This is a genomic window from Rhizobium sp. P2_G9, from assembly GCF_056403475.1.
The window spans coordinates 1-18,348 of the sequence record NZ_JBFUFK010000063.1 but is presented as its reverse complement, the minus strand read 5'-3'; the positions used below and the strand labels follow the sequence as shown (position 1 = coordinate 18,348).

Here is an 18,348-nt window from a genome sequence, read left to right as displayed (position 1 = left end):
AGTGGTCTCAAGCCCAACACGACGAGCGAATCCTGAGGCCGCAACATGCTTCAGATATTCTCCACATCGATCACAGCACGAAGTCCCCTTGTTTGAGAGCCATGGCGTCATCGAGCATGATGGCGAAATCGGCCTTATGGTCGCCGTCGGTATCGGCCTGGATGAGTGTATGGCCGGATTTCGACTCGAAACGCAGCTCGCCAGCGTGGCCATCGAACTGATCCGTGCCGATGAACTTGAACGATTGGTTGCCGCTCTTCGTCTCGTCAGCGTCGATCAGATGCAGGTCGATCTGATCGTGCTGATGATGGGAGAAATCGAGGATGAGGTCACGGCCGCCAGCCTTTACCGTGCTTTCGGCGATGTCGCGGAACAGGAATGTATCGGCACCCTTGCCGCCGCTCAGCGTGTCGGCGCCGAGGCCGCCCCACAGCGTGTTGTCCGTCTTGTTGCCAGTCAGGAGATTGGCAAGCCTGTTGCCGTTGGCATCTGTGGCGGCTGATCCGGTCAGCTGCAGCCTTTCGATATTGTCGCCGAGCGTGAAGCTGACCGATGCCTTGACGAGATCCGTGCCCGCACCCTTGGCTTCCGAAACATTGTCCTTTTTGTTGTCGACGACATAGACGTCATTGCCCTTGCCGCCACGCATATCGTCGGCGCCGGTGCCGCCATCGATTAGGTCGTTGCCGCCCAGGCCGTAGACAATGTCGTCGCCATGGCTGCCGGTCAGGGTTTCCGCAGCATCCGTGCCCCTGAACACATCCGGTGAAACGCCGTTGACGGTGATGGTGATCGTCTCGGAAGTGTGTTCACCATGGCCATCGGAGACCGTATAGCTGACCTTGACCTGGCGGCTTTCGCCCGCGTCGATATTCTGGTTGGGCGCCGTCGTCGGATCATAGACCAGTTTACCGCCCACGATTGATACGGAGCCGAAACCGGAGGTGACGCCGGCAGAAATGATCGTCAGCGTATCGCCGTCGACATCGGTGGCGTCGGCGAGCACATTCATCGTCACAGCCTTGTTCTCGAATGTCGAAGCCGAATCGAAGTCCAGCACCGGCGCGTCATCGACAGCGGTGACATCAAATGTGAGCGTATGCACGGTACTGGTGTCGTTGCCGCCATGCGCCGTGCCGCCATTGTCACTGACCGTGAATGTCAGGCTGGCAAGGCCCGTGCCGTGGGCATTGGCCGCCGGCGTCCAGACGAGGCTGGAAATATCGGCGGCAGTGATGTGCTGATTGGCGGTCACGGCGACGCCGTCGAGCGTCAGCGTGCCGGACGCAGGCAGAGCCGTGATCGTCACATAGTCGAGGCTGTTGCCATCGGTGCTGTCCGAGAAGCCGAAATCGGCAACCGAGAAGGCATGGGAGCCATCCTCGAGCAGGGACAGGGTATTGTTTGATGCCGTCGGGGCATCGCTGACAGACGTGACATTGAACGTGATGGTGTGGGCGCTGGACGTATCGAAGCCGCCGCTCTCGGTGCCGCCGTCATCGACCACCTTGAAGGTCAGGCTGGCGAGACCGGTACCATTGGCATTCGCAGCGGGCATATAGAGAAGCTTGCCGGCGGCGATGTCGCTCGCATCGATGGAATCCCCTGCATGCACGGTGACGCCATTGAGCTTGAGCGTACCGGAGGTCGGCAGCGCGGAGATGATCACCGCCGACAGAGTGTCATGGCGATCGATTGCGTCGGCAAAGCCAAAGTTGACAATCGAGAAAGTGTAGGCCGTATCCTCGAGCGTTGTCAGCGTCACATCGGCGGCAGTCGGGGCATGGTTCGTGCCGTAGATCTGACCCTCCGCATCATAGCGCTGCTGATATACGCCATAGCTATTGCCGTCCTGGCCATTGGACGCCCAGGTGACCACCCAGCCGCCATCGACAAGCGCGGTGATCTGCGGAGAAAGTTGGCTGCTGGCCGTATAGGTATTGACTCGGGTCTCGCCCCCCTGCGTGGTGCCATCTGCATTGTAGGCCTGCTGGTAGACGCCGTCGCTGCTGCCGTCCTGACCCGTGGACGTCCAGGTGACCACCCAGCCGCCATCGGCAAGCGCTGTGATCTGCGGAGAACCTTGATAGCCGGTCGTATAGGTATTGACCTGGGTCTCGTCTCCTAGCGCAGTGCCATCGGCATTATAGGCCTGTTGGTAGACACCGTAGCCATCGCCGTCCTGGTCGATGGTCGTCCAGGTGACTGCCCATCCGCCATCGGCAAGCGCGGTGACGTGCAGGGAATCTTGAGAGCCGGTCGTATAGGTGTTGACTCGGGTTTCGACCCCCTGTGTGGTGCCGTCGGCATTATAGGCCTGCTGGTAGATGCCGGTGCCACTGCCGTCCTGGCCGTTGGACTCCCAGGTCACCACCCATCCGCCATCGGCAAGCGCTGTGATCTGCGCAGAGCCTTGAGAGTCGGTCATATAGGTGTTGACCCGGGTCTCGCCCCCTTGCTTGGTGCCATCGGCGTTGTAGGCCTGCTGGTAGACGCCGGCGCCGCTGCCGTCCTGGAGATAGGATTGCCAGGTGACCACCCAACCGCCATGGGCAAGCGCGGTGATCTGCGGAGAACCTTGATCGCCGGTCGTATAGGTATTGACTCGGGTCTCGTCACCTAACTTGGTGCCGTCGGCATTGTAGACCTGCTGGTAGACACCGTAGCCATTGAGGAGCTGTTGATAGACGTCCGAGCTATCACCGTCCTGGCCATAGGACTCCCAGGTGACCACCCAGCCGCCATCGGCAAGCGCGGTGATGTGCTGGCTGTCTTGATATCTGGCGGTGTAGGTATTGACCCGGGTCTCGACACCTAACGTGGTGCCGTCGGCATTGTAGGCCTGCTGGTAGATGCCCTCGTCGTCGCCGTCCTGGCCATAGGACTGCCACGTGACCACCCAGCCGCCATCGGCAAGCGCAGTGATCTGCTGGAAATCCTGATAGCTGGTCGTATAGATATTGACCTGGGTCTCGTCACCCAGCGTCGTCCCATCAGCATTGTAGGCCTGCTGGTATATGCCGGCGGCACTGCCGTCCTGGCCGTTGGACTGCCAGGTGACCACCCATCCGCCATCGGCAAGCGCGGTGATCGTCTGGTTGAATTGCGCGCTGGCCGTCTCGGTATTGACCTGGGTCTCGGCGGCGGGCACCGCGACGACATCGAAAGTGATCGTGTGGCTAGCAGAGGTATCGGTGCCACTGGCGCCGCTATCGTCGACGACCTCAAAGGTCAGGCTGGCAAGGTCGCGCCCACTAGCGTCGGCGGGCGGCACATAGGTGAGCTTGCCGGCGGCGATGTCGCTCGGATCGATCGAATCCCCTGCATGCACGGTAACGCCGTTGAGCGTCAGCGTGCCGGAGGCCGGCAGTGTCGTGATGATCACCGCCGACAGGCTGTCGCCGTCGACATCCGAAAAGCCGAAGTTGGAAATCGCGAATGTATATGAACCGTCTTCGAGCATCGAGACGGTGTGGTCCGATGCTGTCGGGGCATCGCTGACGGACGTGACGTTGAAGGTGATGGTGTAGGAGGCAGACGTATCGAAGCCGCCGCCCTCAGTGCCGCCATTGTCGACGACCTCAAAGGTCAGGCTGGCGAGGCCTGTGCCATGCGCATTGGCGGCAGGCACATAGACCAGTTTGCCGGCGGCAATGTCGCTGGCATCGATCGAATCGCCTGCATGCACGGTGACGCCATCGAGCTTGAGCTTGCCGGAGGCCGGCAGCATCGTGATGATCACCGCGGACAGATGGTCGCCATCGATTGCATCGGCAAAGCCGAAATTGGCGGCCGAGAAGGTGTAAGAGGTATCCTCGGTCGTTGTCAGCGTCGCATCAGCTGCCGTCGGGGCATGGTTCGTGCCATAGATCTGGCCCTCCGCATCATATCGCTGCTGGTAGATGCCCCTGCCGCTGCCGTCTTGGCTGTCGGAATTCCACGTCACCACCCAGCCGCCATCGGCAAGCGCGGTGATCTTCGGGCTCTCCTGCGAGCCGGCTGTATAGGTGTTGACCTGGGTCTCGTCACCCCGTGTGGTGCCGTCGGCATTGTAGGCCTGCTGGTAGACGCCATAGCCGTCGCCGTCCTGGCCATAGGAGATCCATGTGACCACCCAGCCGCCATCGGCAAGGGCGGTGACCGGCTGGTTCTCCTGCGAGCTCGCCGTTTCAGTATTGACGCGCGTCTCGCTGCCATGCGTGGTGCCGTCGGCGTTGTAGACCTGCTGGTAGACACCGTAGCTGTTGCCGTCCTCGCCAAAGGACGTCCAGGTGATCACCCAGCCGCCATCGGCAAGCGCGGCGATCTGCGGATTGTACTGGTAGCTGTCCGTATAGGTATTGACCTGGGTTTCGACACCATAAGCGGTGCCATCGGCATTATAAGCCTGCTGGTAGATACCGTAGAGATCGCCGTCCTGGCCATCGGATATCCAGGTGACTACCCAGCCGCCATCGGCCAAAGCGGTGATCTGCGGGTCGTGTTGATTGCCGGTCGTGTATGTATTGACCCGGGTCTCGTCACCCAGCGCGGTGCCGTCGGCATTGTAGGCCTGCTGATAGGTATCACTGGTGGTCCATGTGACCACCCAGCCGCCATTGGCCAGCGCGGTGATCTGCGGGTCCTCCTGACTGTTGGTCCATTGGGTATTGACCCGGGTCTCAACCCCTTGCGTGGTGCCGTTGGCATTGTAGACCTGCTGGTAGATGCCTCCGTCATCTCCGTCCTGGTCACGGGAGCCCCAGGTGACGACCCAGCCGCCACCGGCAAGCGCGGTGATCTGCGGGTCGGTTTGATCGTCGGTGATGTATGTATTGACCCGAGTCTCGACACCCTGCATGGTGCCGTCGGCATTGTAGGCCTGCTGGTAAATGCCGGTGCCGCTGCCGTCCTCGTATTTGGAAGTCCAAGTGACCACCCAGCCCCCATCGGCAAGCGCCGTGATCTGGGGATTATCCTGGGAATCGGCCGTCACTGTGTTGACGCGCGTCTCGTCTCCCAGCGCGGTGCCGTCGGCATTGTAGGCCTGCTGGTAAATGCCGGTGCCGCTGCCGTCCTGGCCGTAGGATATCCACGTCACCACCCAGCCGCCGTCGGCCAGCGCGGTGACATGCTGGTCGTACTGATCGCCCGTCGCGTAGGTGTTGACCTCAGTTTCAACGGCAGGGACCCCGACGACGTCGAAGGTGATCGTGTGGCTGGCGGACGTATCGACACCGCCATTGGCTGTGCCGCCGTCGTCGACGACCTCGAAGGTCAGGCTGGCAAGATCGCGGCCGTTGGCGTCGGCGGCCGGCACGTAGACCAGCTTGCCGGCGGCGAGATCGCTCGCATCGATGGAATCACCCGCCTGGACCGCAACGCCATTGAGCGTCAGCGTGCCCGACGCCGGCAGCGTCGTGATGATCACCGCCGACAGGTGGTCGCCCTCGCTATCCGAAAAGCCGAAATTGGACGTCGCGAATGTATAGGAGCCGTCCTCAAGCAGTGAGACGGTGTGGTCTGATGCGGTGGGTGCATCGTTAACCGCGGAGACATTGAAGGTCAGCGTGTGGGAGGTGGAGGTATCGTGACCGCCGTCCCTGGTTGTGCCATCGTCGACAACCTCGAAGGTGAGGCTAGCGAAATCGTCGCCGTGGTCATTTGCCGTGGGCGTATAGACAAGCTTGCCGGCGGCGATGTCGCTCGCACTGATCGAGGTGCCTGCAGTCACGGCGACGCCATCGATGGTCAGCGTGCCGGAGGCCGGCAGCGTCGTGATGATCACCGCTGACAGACTGTCGCCATCGGTGCTGTCCGAAAAGCCGAAATCGGAAGCCGAGAACGTGTAAGGCGTATCTTCCAACGCGGTTAGTGTGGCATCGGATGCTGTCGGGGCCTGATGCGGATCGTAGATATGACCGTCCGAGCTGTATCGTTGTTGGTAGATCTGGGCGCCGCTTATCCAGGTGACCACCCAGCCGCCATCGGCAAGCGCAGTCATTTTCGGACTGTATTGATCGCCGGCGGTGAATGTATTGACCTGGGTCTCGCCACCCAGTGTGCTGCCATCGGCATTGTAGGCTTGCTGGTAGATGCCGCTGCCATCGCCGTCTTGCCCGCCGGATACCCAGGTCACCACCCAGCCGCCATTGGCAAGCGCGGTAATCTGCTGGCCGGATTGGTCGCCGGTTGTGTATGTATTGACCTGGGTTTCGCCGCCTTGCGTGGTGCCGTCGGCGTTGTAGGCCTGCTGGTAGATGCCGTTGCCATCGCCGTCTTGCCCGGCGGACACCCAGGTCACCACCCAGCCGCCATCGGTAAGCGCGGTGACATGCTGGTCGGATTGCGCGCCGGTCGTATAGGTATTGACCTGGATTTCGACACCCCGTGAGGTGCCGTCGGCGTTATAGGCCTGCTGATAGACACCATAGACATCGCCGTCTTGGTAGTCGGAACGCCACGTCACCACCCAACCACCGTCGGCAAGCGCGGTGATTTGCGGGCTGTCTTGCTCAACGAAGGTGTATGAGTTGACCAGCGTCTCGACACCTAACGTGGTGCCGTCGGCATTATAGGCTTGCTGGCGAATGTCGTAGATGCTGACGCCTAAGCCGTAGGAGCGCCACGTCACCACCCAGCCGCCATCGGCAAGCGCGGTGATCTGCTGGCCGGATTGGTCGCCGGTCGTAAATGTATTGACCCGGGTCTCAACACCCTGTGTGGTGCCATCGGCATTATAGGCCTGCTGGTAGATACCGTAGTAACTGCCATCTTCTCCGTTGGATTGCCACGTCACCACCCAGCCGCCATCGCTAAGCGCGGTGATCTGTGGGGTGTCTTGCGAGTCGGTGACATATGTGTTGACGAGAGTTTCGCCACCCAGTGTGGTGCCATCGGCATTGTAGACCTGCTGGTAGACGCCGAAGGGGCCGCCACCGTCCTGGCCCCAGGCTTGCCAAGTCACCACCCAACCGCCACCGGTAAGCGCCGTGATCTGAGGGGTGTATTCGGATGTTGCTACGGTATTGACCTGAGTCTCGACACCCTGTTTGGTGCCGTCGGCATTGTAAGCTTGCTGGTAGATGCCGTTTCGGCCATCGGCCTCCCAGGTGACCACCCAGCCGTGATCTGCAAGCGCCGTGATCTGGTGACTGTCATCGGCGGAGGCGGTGACCTGGGTCTCGGCGGGTGAGCTATGCGTCATGGCGCAATCCTATTCCGTAATTCGTTCCGATCTCGGCCGCCTGGATCGGCCTTGAAGCGTTAGACAGCCTCGTCGGCGCGAAACCTATTGAGGCGGCGGTGAACTGTCTCCGCCCATTTTTGACACGCGATCGGAGTTGGCTTGACAGGGTGCCATCGAGGGGCCGTCATCGGATGCGAAGGCCAATGCGAAGGCCGCATCGATGATCACCAATTTGAACGCCTGGGCGCGCGCATAATCCTTGCGGAAATCGCTGGATAACCACATCGCGGAATGGCCGCGCCGTCCGGTCCAGCCGATATGACCGGTTCGCTCGCCGTTCACGAGTTTGCGCGCGGCATGCGATCTGGAGAGGCCATAGGCCCGGGCGATTTCGGAAATGGAGGTGATATCGGTGATCGACCGTTCCCCTTCCGTCGCGGTTGTACAGTCGATCCCGGCCATCAGGCGATCCATCAGCAGGCCGCCCTGGTCCATCCAGGTACAAAGCGAGTAGACCGGCCCAGGATTGCGCACATCGGCGCAAGTCAACAGTTCGCCGCAGACAAACGGTTCCATTGCGGCGAGTGCGGCAGACAGGTTTGCGGAAAAACGGGGCAGCCGTGGCGCTCCGCCGAGCGCATCCAGGGCCTGCAGATGCGCAGAATACCACTCGGCGAGAAGCGCGATCGTCGCCTCCGTCGGCTCGATCGGCAACATGCTGTTCGGCAAGCGTGGCTGGCCTTCGAACGGGACAGGCCGGGCGAAGCCGTATTTTACCGCTTCGGCCAGGAAGGCCCGCGCCGTGTTGCGGCTGGCGAGCTCATGGCCGACAACGTCCTGCATGAAATTGTACAGCGTCAAACCGCTTTCGGCGGAAACCGATCGGCGAAAGTGGAGCGAAATCGCGATGTGAGACATCAACCAGCGCTGCTGGCTGGCAAACAGCGAAGATGCACGCGGCGAATTGTCATGGGTGCGCATGAACCCCCTGGCAAGTTCACACATGACGCGAAGGCAGCCGGGCTTGGCCAGCAATTGTTCGGTCCGTGCACGCCACGGCATTCACCACTCCGTCCATCCTGCTGCCGAACAAGGATTGGACGCTTAACAGAGGCGTGGGTTACCGTCTTCTCATTGCGCGCACGCGCCCAGCTTAAGCTCAGTGCAGAGCCCAATTATCCAGCCCGAAGGCGCAGATCCGCAGCAGATCAATGTCGGGAAAGGGAGCGCATATCCGTCGGCGTCATCCCCGAAGAATCCCGGAACGCGCGATAGAATGTCGCAAGACTGTCAAAGCCGCTGGCAAAGGCGATATCGGCGACAGACCGTGCCGGCATCGTCTCCAGCAGCAGGCACGCGGTGCGGATTCGGATGGCCGTCAACGTCCTGGAGAAAGACAGGCCCGTCGGCTCGAACAGGACATGGATCTGCCGCAAGGAAATTCCGAGCTCACGCGCGACCGCACCGGGCGACAGGCTCGGGTCATGGTGATCGCGTGCGAGAACCTCATGCGCGGCATGGAAGAAGCCTGCGCGCAGCGCTGCCCGGCATTCCGGCATGCCGGGCAGCAGGCGGCCGCGCTCAAGCATGGCGAGCCTGGCGACATGCGTAATCGCAGAGAAGGGATCGGCGAGATCGCGCCATCCGCCGATTATGGCGTTGAAGAGCGCCGAAAGTGGCCGGGCGAATGTGCTATTCGGCGCGGACACCGCCGCGAAAAGATCATGTACGGGTGCTGCCAACAAAATGTCGCCCGAGAGCGGAATCTTCAACATCCGATAGTGGAAGCCGTCGGCACGCTGCGGGGTGCCGGTATAGGGCAGATCGGAATGATTGATGGCGAGATCGCCCTCCCGCACGGACAATATGCGCCCGCGGCCAACATCCACCCAGCCTGGCCCACGCACCTGGCGCGAGATGCACAGGCTGTTGCCGGCCACCCGGCCGATATCCTTGTCGGTCCGGCTCAGTTTGTAAGACGAGGCCTGCATTTCCGAGACCACCGCACCGCCGACCTGGGCGGCGCTGAATCGCCCGAAAAAATCGGCTCGACGCTCGCGCGGCAATTCGATCGTGACGCCAAACAAGTTCCTGCCGCGCGTCTCGCACCAGTGATCGAAACGATCCCGCAGAGGCAGGTCATCGGTGGAGAAATGGAGCATCGTGGTATTTTATCCGCGAAACATATAAAGTTTTCCCAGAGCGTGGCCATTTCCAGTGAACTGAACCGAACAATTCATCTAATGTCTGATGTTGCGCGGCATCAATGATCAGCATTCTGCCTGTGACAGAATTCGAAAGCCTCGGTCCGAAAAGGTGATCGGGGGCGGGGACGGGGGATTCACGCCGCTTATGAACGCCCTGCGCCGCAGAGGCGAGGCATTTTTCTTTCGGCACAGACGATAAGCCGGCTCTACCCGACCGCGCCGAAATTTGCCGCAATGCCGCACGCTCCCTTGAAAGCTGCGCAGAGGGCAAGTAAGACCGGCAGTGATCCCGCCGGTTTCAAGGCATGTAGTAGGGGCATCCGACCATGGACTATTCAGCGCAGCGCACCAAGATGATCGACAGCCAACTCCGGACAACGGATGTGACGTCGCATTCCATCCTGACGGCCTTCTTCAATGTCGAACGCGAGAAATTCGTCGCGGACCGCCTCAAGGCCGTCGCCTATATCGATACCGACCTGGAGATCGGCCCGGGACGTTATATCATGGCGGCCTCGCCGCTGGCCAAGATGCTGCAGCTGGCGGCGGTGAGCAAGTCCGATTCGGTACTCGAGGTCGGGACCGGAACCGGTTACGCCACGGCGCTTCTCGCGCAACTCGCCGGCACGGTGACGTCCGTGGAGAGCGACGCATCGCTGCTCGACGCGGCGAAAGCCAATCTGGAGGGTGTCGCCAATGTGACGCTCGTCAGCGGCGCGCTTTCGGCCGGCTATCCGGGCAAGGCGCCTTTTGACCTGATTTTCGTCAACGGCGCCGTCGATACGCTGCCGACCGCGCTTTTCGATCAGCTCAAGGAAGGCGGCAGGCTCGTCGCGGTGGTTGGGCAGGGGCTGTCTTCCGGCGCGCGCATTTTCGTCCGCGAGCAGGGTCGCCAGTCCGAGCGCTTCGCTTTCAACGCCTCCGTCGGCAAGCTGCCGGGCTTCGACAAGGTTGCCGAATTCGTTTTCTGACATCGTTTTGACACAAACAAGCCGCGCGATCGACGCCTGCCGACAGCGTGGTTTGATTCTTATCAATGTACTAAGCTGTTGATTCAGCCATTAACCTTGTTGCCCACTGGCAATGTGAATTCATATTGTACCATAAAGATTCGCATGGGCGGTTGCGGATAGGGCTGTCGCCTCTGCTATAATGCCGAAGCAGCCCTGATGCGGGATTTGCAGACTGAATTGCCGGCGCATGAGGTGGCGGCAGTCGAATCGTATCGCCGGCATGGCGATCGGGCGGCGAAAGCTGCGGACGGGGTGACTTGACGTGTGGAAAATGAGAACGGCCTTGCTTGCCGCGATCGTGGTGCCGGTTTCCCTGGCTGTCTATGGCCCTGCGAACGCCGGCAGCATTACCGAGGCGATGGAAARGGCCTATCTGAACAACCCCGACCTAAATGCAGCCCGCGCCGGGCTGCGCGCCACCGACGAGAGTGTGGCGATCGCCAAGGCTGGCTGGCGGCCACAGATTTCGGCTTTTGCTCAGAAGACGTATAATCAATATGACATGAACGTGCATGGCGTCACCTCGCAGACCGGGCTTGATGGGAAGCCGGTGGCCATCCAGGACAAACACGACTTTCAGAACGCTTCGATCGGCATCACAATCACGCAGCAGGTCTTCGACGGCTTTCAGACCCTGAACAACGTCAAGGCCGCCGAAGCCAGTGTCTACTCCGAACGGGCCTCGCTGAAGGCGCGGGAGATTCAGACATTGCTCTCGGCAGCGCAGGCTTTTGCCGATATCGCGCTCAATCAGGATATCGTCGTCATCCGCAAGCAGAACATGGCCTTCCTGCGTGAGCAGGTGAATGCTGCCAAGTCACGACTCGCTGTAGGCGAAGGGACGAAGACGGATGTCAGTCTGTCACAATCGGAACTGGCGCAGGCGCAGGCTCTGCTGGCCGGCGCGGTATCTCAACTCAGGCAAAGCCAGGCGGTTTACGTTCAGATCGTCGGCGATGCGCCGAAGGGCATCAAGCAGGCGCCACCGCTTGCCAGGGTGATTCCTGCGAGCATAGACAAGGCGGTCGCCACAGGCTGGCGGGATCATCCGCAGATTCTTGCAACGATGTATTTGATCGATCAGGCAGGATTCCAGGTCAAATCCGCCGAAGGTCAGATGTTGCCCGGCGTCGTTATTCAAGGACAGATTGCAGGCAACACCGGCAACTCGCCCTTTACCGATCTCAACGACTACTCAACCTCGTCATTGACCGCCCGCCTCAATATCCCGATCTACCAGGGCGGCGCCGAATATGGCCAGATCCGCCAGGCCAAGGAACGACTGGGCCAGCAGCAGATCCTGCTCGATTCGGTCCGGCTCGACGTGCAGAAGACGATCGTCGCCGGCATGGCCCAGTATCAGGCGTCCGAGGCAACGATTTCGGCCGGCATGGTGCAGTTGCGCGCGGCCAATGATGCACTTGCCGGCGTGATCGAAGAGCGCAAGGTCGGGCAGGCGACCACATTGGACGTCCTCGACTCCCAGGCCAAGGTTCTGCAGGCCAGGGAGACCCTTGCCCAGGCGCGCCGCGATTCGGTGGTTGCCAGCTATTCCACCGTCGCGGCAATGGGACATCTGACGATCGAGGACCTCCGCCTCAAGGTGCAGAAATACGATCCTGAAGAGCACTACAATGCCGTCAAGGACAAGTGGATCGGATTGCGGACGGTCGACGGCCGTTAATTTCATTCCGGCTATCGGACGGCCATAAAACTGTGCATCATATCATTTTATTGATTCGTAGCGGTTTTTTCCGATCGGGTGATGACATAGTCTGCTATCGGTTGCGTCGGTCGGGGCGCAAATCGTCAATGCGGCAGAATATTACCGGGGACTGAAATGGCTCAGCCAAATGTAGTGCGTGAACCCTCCATGGACGAGATCCTGGCTTCCATTCGCAGGATCATCGAAAGCAACGAGCCGGTATTGCAGGCTGGTGTGGCGACCCTCGCTGCTGAACCGGCGGGCTTCAATGGCCGTCCCGCAAATGACGATTCCGACGATGTCAGCCTGACCGTCGATGACCACTTCACCGACACCCGACAGACCTATGCGCCGGCCGAAGTCGTCTCTCCGCCGCTCCTGCGCGCGGTCGCGGATGCGGATGTCCGAGATCACGAACAGCAGCAGCCGAACAGCCTGCATGCCGCCAACCCGGCGCCGCAGAAATCGCTGTCGCTCGCCGATGTCGCTGCCCGCGTGCGTGCAGCTTCCGAGCGCGGCGCTGCCGTCCGCGAGCAAGCTCCGTCGCAGGCCGTAGCGGATGAGCAGATTGCGCGTCCTGCCGTGGAAGCCGCCGCGATGCCGATGGCCGCCGAGCGGATGCACGAGGTTGCTGCGGAGCCGGAGACCGATACCCGCATGGCGCCGGTCGAGATGCACCGCGAGGAACCGCCGTTGCGCGACGAGCCCACGTCGCTGATGTCGTCCATGGCCGGCGAACAGGTAGCCCGCTCGTTCCAGGATCTGGCGCTCGCCGTCGAAAGCGCTGAGCGGCGCTCGTTCGACGAGATCGCCGAGGATATGCTCAGGCCCATGCTGCAGGAATGGCTGGACGACAATCTGCCGACGCTGGTGGAACGGCTCGTGCGCGAAGAAATCGAGCGCGTGGTGCGTGGTCCCCGGCGCTGAATTCCGGAATGCTTTTGACCCCGTCGAAGCCGCCTCCGGGCGGCTTTTTCATTGACCGCGATTGACTTGCCCATCGCGTTACCGCTACGGAGTGCGCAAAAATCATGACCAGCGACGGTATCCCCATGCTCGACAAAACCTATGATTCGGCGTCCGTTGAACCGAAGATCGCCAGGAAATGGGAAGAGGCCGATGCCTTCGGGGCAGGGGCCAATGCCAAGCCGGGCGAGGACACTTTCTGCATCGTCATCCCGCCGCCGAACGTCACCGGCTCGCTGCATATGGGCCACGCGCTCAACAACACGCTGCAGGACATCATGGTCCGCTTCGAGCGGATGCGCGGCAAGGACGTGCTCTGGCAGCCGGGCATGGACCATGCCGGCATCGCCACGCAGATGGTGGTCGAACGCCAGTTGAAGGAACGGCAGGAGCCGTCGCGCCGCGACATGGGCCGCGAAGCCTTCGTCGATCGCATCTGGCAGTGGAAAGCCGAGTCCGGCGGCATGATCTTCAACCAGCTCAGGCGCCTTGGCGCGTCCTGCGACTGGTCGCGCGAGCGCTTCACCATGGACGAAGGCCTGTCGCAGGCCGTGCTCGAAGTCTTCGTCCGGCTCTACAAGGAAGGCTTGATCTACAAGGACAAGCGGCTGGTCAACTGGGACCCGAAGCTCCTGACCGCCATTTCCGACCTTGAAGTCGAACAGGTCGAGATCAAGGGCAATCTCTGGCACCTGCGCTATCCGCTCGAGCCCGGCGTTACCTATCAGCATCCGATCGCCTTCGACGAAGAGGGCACTCCGACGGAATTCGAAACCCGCGACTATCTCGTCGTCGCGACCACGCGACCGGAGACGATGCTGGGCGATACCGGCATAGCCGTTCATCCCTCCGACGTCCGCTATCAGGCACTGGTCGGCAAACATGTGATCCTGCCGATCGTCGGCCGCCGCATTCCGATCGTCGCCGATGAATATCCCGATCCGACGGCCGGCACCGGTGCGGTCAAGATGACCCCGGCGCACGATTTCAACGACTTCGAGGTCGGCAAGCGTGCCGGTCTCAGGATGATCAACGTGCTGACGGTCGAAGGCAATATCACCATCAAGGACAACGAGGATTTCCTCGAAGGGCTGGAATCGAGCGCACTGGAGCTTCCCGGCGTCTGGGACCAGCTCGAAGGCCAGGATCGCTTCGCGGCGCGCAAGCTGATCGTCCAGGTGCTGGAAGAAGCAAACCTGCTCGACAAGATCGAGCCGCATACGCATATGGTCCCGCATGGCGACCGCGGCGGCGTGCCGATCGAACCGCGTCTCACCGAACAATGGTATGTCGACGCCAAGACGCTTGCCGAGCCGGCGATCAAGTCTGTCCGCGAGGGCTGGACGAACTTCGTGCCCAAGAATTGGGAAAAGACCTATTTCGAATGGATGGAAAACATCCAGCCGTGGTGCGTCTCTCGTCAGCTCTGGTGGGGCCATCAGATTCCGGCCTGGTATGGCCCTGATGGTTCGGTCTTCGTCGAGAAGACCGAGGAAGAGGCGCTGCACGCCGCCATTCAGCACTACCTTGCCAATGAAGGCCCGTGGAAGGCCTGGGTCGGGGAAAAGCTGGAAGAGATGAAGCCCGGCGATATCCTGACCCGCGACGAGGACGTGCTCGACACCTGGTTCTCTTCGGCGCTCTGGCCGTTCTCGACGCTCGGCTGGCCCGACAAGACGCCGGAGCTCGACCGCTACTATCAGACCGATGTGCTGGTCACCGGCTTCGACATCATCTTCTTCTGGGTTGCCCGGATGATGATGATGGGCCTGCATTTCATGAAGGACAAGGACGGCACTCCGGTCGAACCGTTCCACACGGTCTATGTGCATGCGCTGGTGCGCGACAAGCACGGACAGAAGATGTCGAAGTCCAAGGGCAATGTCATCGACCCCCTGGAGCTGATCGATGAATATGGCGCCGATGCGCTGCGTTTCACGCTGGCGATCATGGCCGCGCAGGGCAGGGACGTGAAGCTCGATCCCGCCCGCATCGCCGGCTATCGCAATTTCGGCACCAAGCTCTGGAATGCGACGCGCTTCGCCGAAATGAACGGCGTCAAGCCCGATCCGGCCTTCAAGCCGGCCGATGCCAAACAGACGGTCAATCGCTGGATCCTGACCGAGCTCGACAAGACCATCGCGGAAGTGACGGCGGGGATCGAGCAGTTCAAGTTCAACGAGGCCGCCGGTGCGCTCTACCGGTTCATCTGGAATCAGTATTGCGACTGGTATCTGGAACTGCTGAAGCCGTTGTTCGGCGGCGAAGACGAGGCGGCGAAGGCCGAATCCCAGGCCTGTGCAGCCTATGTGCTCGACCAGACCTACGCACTCCTGCACCCGTTCATGCCGTTCATGACCGAAGAGCTCTGGGCGCATACGGCAAGCCGCGAGACGCTGCTCTGCCACGCAGAGTGGCCGGTGCCGACCTTCGCCGACAACACGGCGGCCGACGAGATCAACTGGCTGATTGAACTGGTCACCGGCATCCGCTCCGTGCGTTCGGAAATGAACGTGCCGGCCGGCGCCACTGCGCCGCTGATTCTCGTTCACGCCAGCCCGACGACGCGGGCGCGGGCGGAACGCCACGATGCCGCCATCAAGCGGCTGGCGCGCGTGGAAGTGATCTCCTTTGCCGACGAGGCCCCCAAGGGCGTGGTGCAGATCGTGCTCGGCGAAGCGGTCGCCTGCCTGCCGCTCGGCAGCCTGGTGGACGTTGCCGCGGAAAAGTCGCGACTCGAAAAGGCCAAAACCAAGGTGGAAAGCGACATCACCCGCACCGCGGCCAAGCTCGGCAACGAGAAATTCGTCGCCAATGCCGATCCGGACGTCGTGGAAGCCGAGCGCGAAAAACTGGCCGAACTCGACCAGCAGCTCATCAGCCTGAAAATTGCGCTGCAACGTATTTCCGAAGCCTGAATTCAATTTCTACTGTGCCGAACTTGATGCGGGCAGATTTCTATCTGCCCGCAATTGTTTTGTGACGATTTCGCAACACATTTGGCGTTATTGTCCAGGGCGCGCCGGGGCTCTGGAAAGGTTGTCCATTTCCTGCCACAAACCAAGCGCAGCGAGGATGCACAGAGATTGCACGGCGCCGCGGGTGGGGCCGTGGCAAGGCTAGAATGATACGCTTGGAATCGAAGAACACAGTCACTCCGCCTGTTATTTCCGGCTCAACGGAAAGGGTGGTGCGGATTCTTGCGTTCGCCATTTTGCGTACCCATTTGAGCCCAACTCGTGGATTAGAGAAGTCGGGTTGCGTTTTTTTGCCCGACCCCGGGAGAGTTTGAGTAGCGATGCCGCAGCTTGCGTTGAAGAGACTGAATGGAATGATCGTCGCCGCTGCACTTATCGTGCTCGGCGCCGCCAGCTCGGCTTTTGCGCTCGACCCCAATGCCGTTTCCAAGGATTCCGGTCCGTTCGACCTGTTCAAGCTTGGTTTCAAAGCCTATCACGAGGGCAACAAGCAGGAAGCCGTCGAAGCCTACCGCTACGCAGCCGAGAAGGGCCATACCGGTTCGCGCTGGGCGCTCGCCACCATGTATGCCGATGGCGACGGGGTGACGAAGGACGATTTCGAAGCCTTCAAGATCTATTCCGAAATCGCCAACCAGGGCGTCGAGCCTGGTTCCAACGATACCGGCTTCTTCGTCAACGCGCTGATGGCGCTCGCCGAATATTATCAGAAGGGCATCCCGGAAAGCCCGGTTCATATCGATCTCAGCCAGGCGCGACAGCTCTATTTCCAGGCTGCATCGGCCTTCGGCGATGCCGAAGCACAGTTCCGGCTCGCCAAGATGCTGCTGGCGGGCGAGGGCGGTTCGGTCAATATCAAGCAGGCCAAGAAGTGGCTGAACCACGCCCGCCGCGACGGCCATGCCGGCGCCATGGGCATGTTCGGCAATGTGATCTTCCAGGAGGGCCAGACGGTGCGCGGCCTTGCCTATATGACCGCCGCACTCGATAACTGCGAACCCCGCGACCACGACTGGCTGCAAGCGATGCAGGAACAGGCATTTTCGATCGCCAGCGAGGATGATCGTCGCAAGGCCATCGCGCTTGCCGTCAATATCAAAAAGGGCGACGACTGAACGTCCGACGGCCAAGCTTCTTTTTCCCAGTATCGGTTGGTCCGTCAAATCAGTGATGACACAGCCTTGCCAGCGGATTGTCCGATGCCGGCCGAAAAAGATTCTGTCTACAAAGTCACAAAACGCATTGCGGTCATAGTCCTGGTCGGCGGCATACTGATGGGGATCATCGCCGCTTTTATTCCCGGAATGCCTGCTGGATTTCCAGTCATGATTCCCGCGATGGGGCTGATGATCGCCGCAGGCCTCTATCGCCTGACGCAGGAGCCGCGCGGCTCAGTCACCCGGCGCGCGGTCAGGAACTTCAACAGCGCTTATCGTCCGCTCACACCGCTTGAGCCGAAACACTGGGAGCGCCACCCGAGTGAGGGTGAGGATCTGTCCAAGATCGATCCGGAAAAGCTTCGAGCAGAGATCGAAGCGCTGAAGCGACGCATGTGACGAATCCCTGGATGGCAATTCGGGCCGGGCGTACCGGATCAGCCCTCTCCGATAGTGACACACCCCCGCATTTGGAGTACCACGGCGAAATTTCGGAAAAAACCGATGTTTCCGGCCGCAATGTTGGCCGATGAGGAAGCCGAGGATCACGTCATGCCTGCATACCGTTCGAGAACCACGACCCATGGACGCAATATGGCCGGAGCCCGCGGGCTTTGGCGCGCCACGGGCATGAAGGACAGCGATTTCGGCAAGCCGATCATTGCCGTGGTCAATTCCTTCACCCAGTTCGTGCCAGGCCATGTGCATCTGAAAGATCTCGGCCAGCTCGTGGCGCGCGAAATCGAGGCCGCCGGCGGCGTCGCCAAGGAATTCAACACGATCGCCGTCGACGACGGCATCGCCATGGGCCATGACGGGATGCTCTATTCGTTGCCGTCGCGCGAACTGATCGCCGACAGCGTCGAATATATGGTCAACGCCCATTGCGCCGACGCCATGGTCTGCATCTCCAATTGCGACAAGATCACGCCCGGCATGCTGATGGCGGCACTGCGCATCAACATCCCCGCTGTCTTCGTCTCCGGCGGGCCGATGGAGGCAGGCAAGGTCGTGCTGCACGGCAAGACGCATGCGCTCGACCTCGTCGACGCTATGGTTGCCGCTGCCGACGACAAGATCAGCGACGAGGACGTGCAGGTGATCGAGCGCTCGGCCTGTCCGACCTGCGGTTCATGCTCCGGCATGTTCACCGC

The 18,348-nt window shown here is 61.0% G+C and carries 10 protein-coding genes; 7 read left to right on the top strand and 3 right to left on the bottom strand.

All coding sequences use genetic code 11. The annotated features are described in order from the left end of the window. Nucleotides 1–70: 70 nt before the first annotated feature. From AC1DYF_RS35330 to AC1DYF_RS35320, 3 genes are all read right to left on the bottom strand, one after another. Entirely contained in the window at nt 71–7,186 is a 7,116-nt protein-coding gene (locus tag AC1DYF_RS35330) for a cadherin-like domain-containing protein (protein ID WP_477882914.1), read from the bottom strand. Nucleotides 7,187–7,270: 84 nt separating this feature from the next. After that, nucleotides 7,271–8,230, bottom strand: coding sequence for a hypothetical protein (locus tag AC1DYF_RS35325; protein ID WP_477882912.1), 960 nt, complete (start codon nt 8,228–8,230; stop codon nt 7,271–7,273). A gap of 146 nt (nt 8,231–8,376) precedes the next feature. Further along, a complete protein-coding gene (locus AC1DYF_RS35320) occupies nt 8,377–9,330 on the bottom strand; it encodes an AraC family transcriptional regulator (protein WP_477882910.1) in 954 nt (317 codons plus the stop codon). A gap of 371 nt (nt 9,331–9,701) precedes the next feature. Here AC1DYF_RS35320 and AC1DYF_RS35315 point away from each other — a divergent pair, with 371 nt between their 5' ends. The 7 genes from AC1DYF_RS35315 to AC1DYF_RS35285 form a co-directional block, all read left to right on the top strand. Beyond that, a complete protein-coding gene (locus tag AC1DYF_RS35315; protein ID WP_477882908.1) occupies nt 9,702–10,346 on the top strand; it encodes a protein-L-isoaspartate O-methyltransferase family protein in 645 nt (214 codons plus the stop codon). Between the two features lie 313 nt (nt 10,347–10,659). Beyond that, complete coding sequence (locus AC1DYF_RS35310; RefSeq protein WP_477882906.1) at nt 10,660–12,072, top strand: TolC family outer membrane protein; 1,413 nt, start codon at nt 10,660–10,662, stop codon at nt 12,070–12,072. Nucleotides 12,073–12,261: 189 nt separating this feature from the next. Beyond that, complete coding sequence (locus AC1DYF_RS35305; protein ID WP_477882904.1) at nt 12,262–13,020, top strand: PopZ family protein; 759 nt, start codon at nt 12,262–12,264, stop codon at nt 13,018–13,020. A gap of 125 nt (nt 13,021–13,145) precedes the next feature. After that, nucleotides 13,146–15,977 (top strand): valine--tRNA ligase, encoded by a 2,832-nt coding sequence (locus tag AC1DYF_RS35300; protein ID WP_477882945.1) that lies wholly within the window; start codon nt 13,146–13,148, stop codon nt 15,975–15,977. Between the two features lie 380 nt (nt 15,978–16,357). After that, nucleotides 16,358–17,152 carry an exopolysaccharide production regulator ExoR gene (gene exoR / locus AC1DYF_RS35295; protein ID WP_477882902.1) on the top strand — a complete coding sequence of 265 codons (795 nt, stop codon included), beginning with the start codon at nt 16,358–16,360 and terminating at the stop codon, nt 17,150–17,152. 84 nt (nt 17,153–17,236) lie between these two features. Beyond that, entirely contained in the window at nt 17,237–17,593 is a 357-nt protein-coding gene (locus tag AC1DYF_RS35290; RefSeq protein ID WP_477882900.1) for a hypothetical protein, read from the top strand. Between the two features lie 153 nt (nt 17,594–17,746). Further along, nucleotides 17,747–18,348 (top strand): dihydroxy-acid dehydratase domain-containing protein (locus AC1DYF_RS35285; RefSeq protein WP_477882898.1); only part of this gene is annotated, 602 nt, incomplete at its 3' end.

Coding starts and splice junctions, on each gene's coding strand:
- exoR (WP_477882902.1), top strand. CDS start 16,358: ATGCCGCAGCTTGCGTTGAAGAGACTGAATGGAATGATCGTCGCCGCT.
- AC1DYF_RS35320 (WP_477882910.1), bottom strand. CDS start 9,330: ATGCTCCATTTCTCCACCGATGACCTGCCTCTGCGGGATCGTTTCGAT.
- AC1DYF_RS35325 (WP_477882912.1), bottom strand. CDS start 8,230: ATGCCGTGGCGTGCACGGACCGAACAATTGCTGGCCAAGCCCGGCTGC.
- AC1DYF_RS35305 (WP_477882904.1), top strand. CDS start 12,262: ATGGACGAGATCCTGGCTTCCATTCGCAGGATCATCGAAAGCAACGAG.
- AC1DYF_RS35300 (WP_477882945.1), top strand. CDS start 13,146: ATGCTCGACAAAACCTATGATTCGGCGTCCGTTGAACCGAAGATCGCC.
- AC1DYF_RS35290 (WP_477882900.1), top strand. CDS start 17,237: ATGCCGGCCGAAAAAGATTCTGTCTACAAAGTCACAAAACGCATTGCG.
- AC1DYF_RS35330 (WP_477882914.1), bottom strand. CDS start 7,186: ATGACGCATAGCTCACCCGCCGAGACCCAGGTCACCGCCTCCGCCGAT.
- AC1DYF_RS35315 (WP_477882908.1), top strand. CDS start 9,702: ATGGACTATTCAGCGCAGCGCACCAAGATGATCGACAGCCAACTCCGG.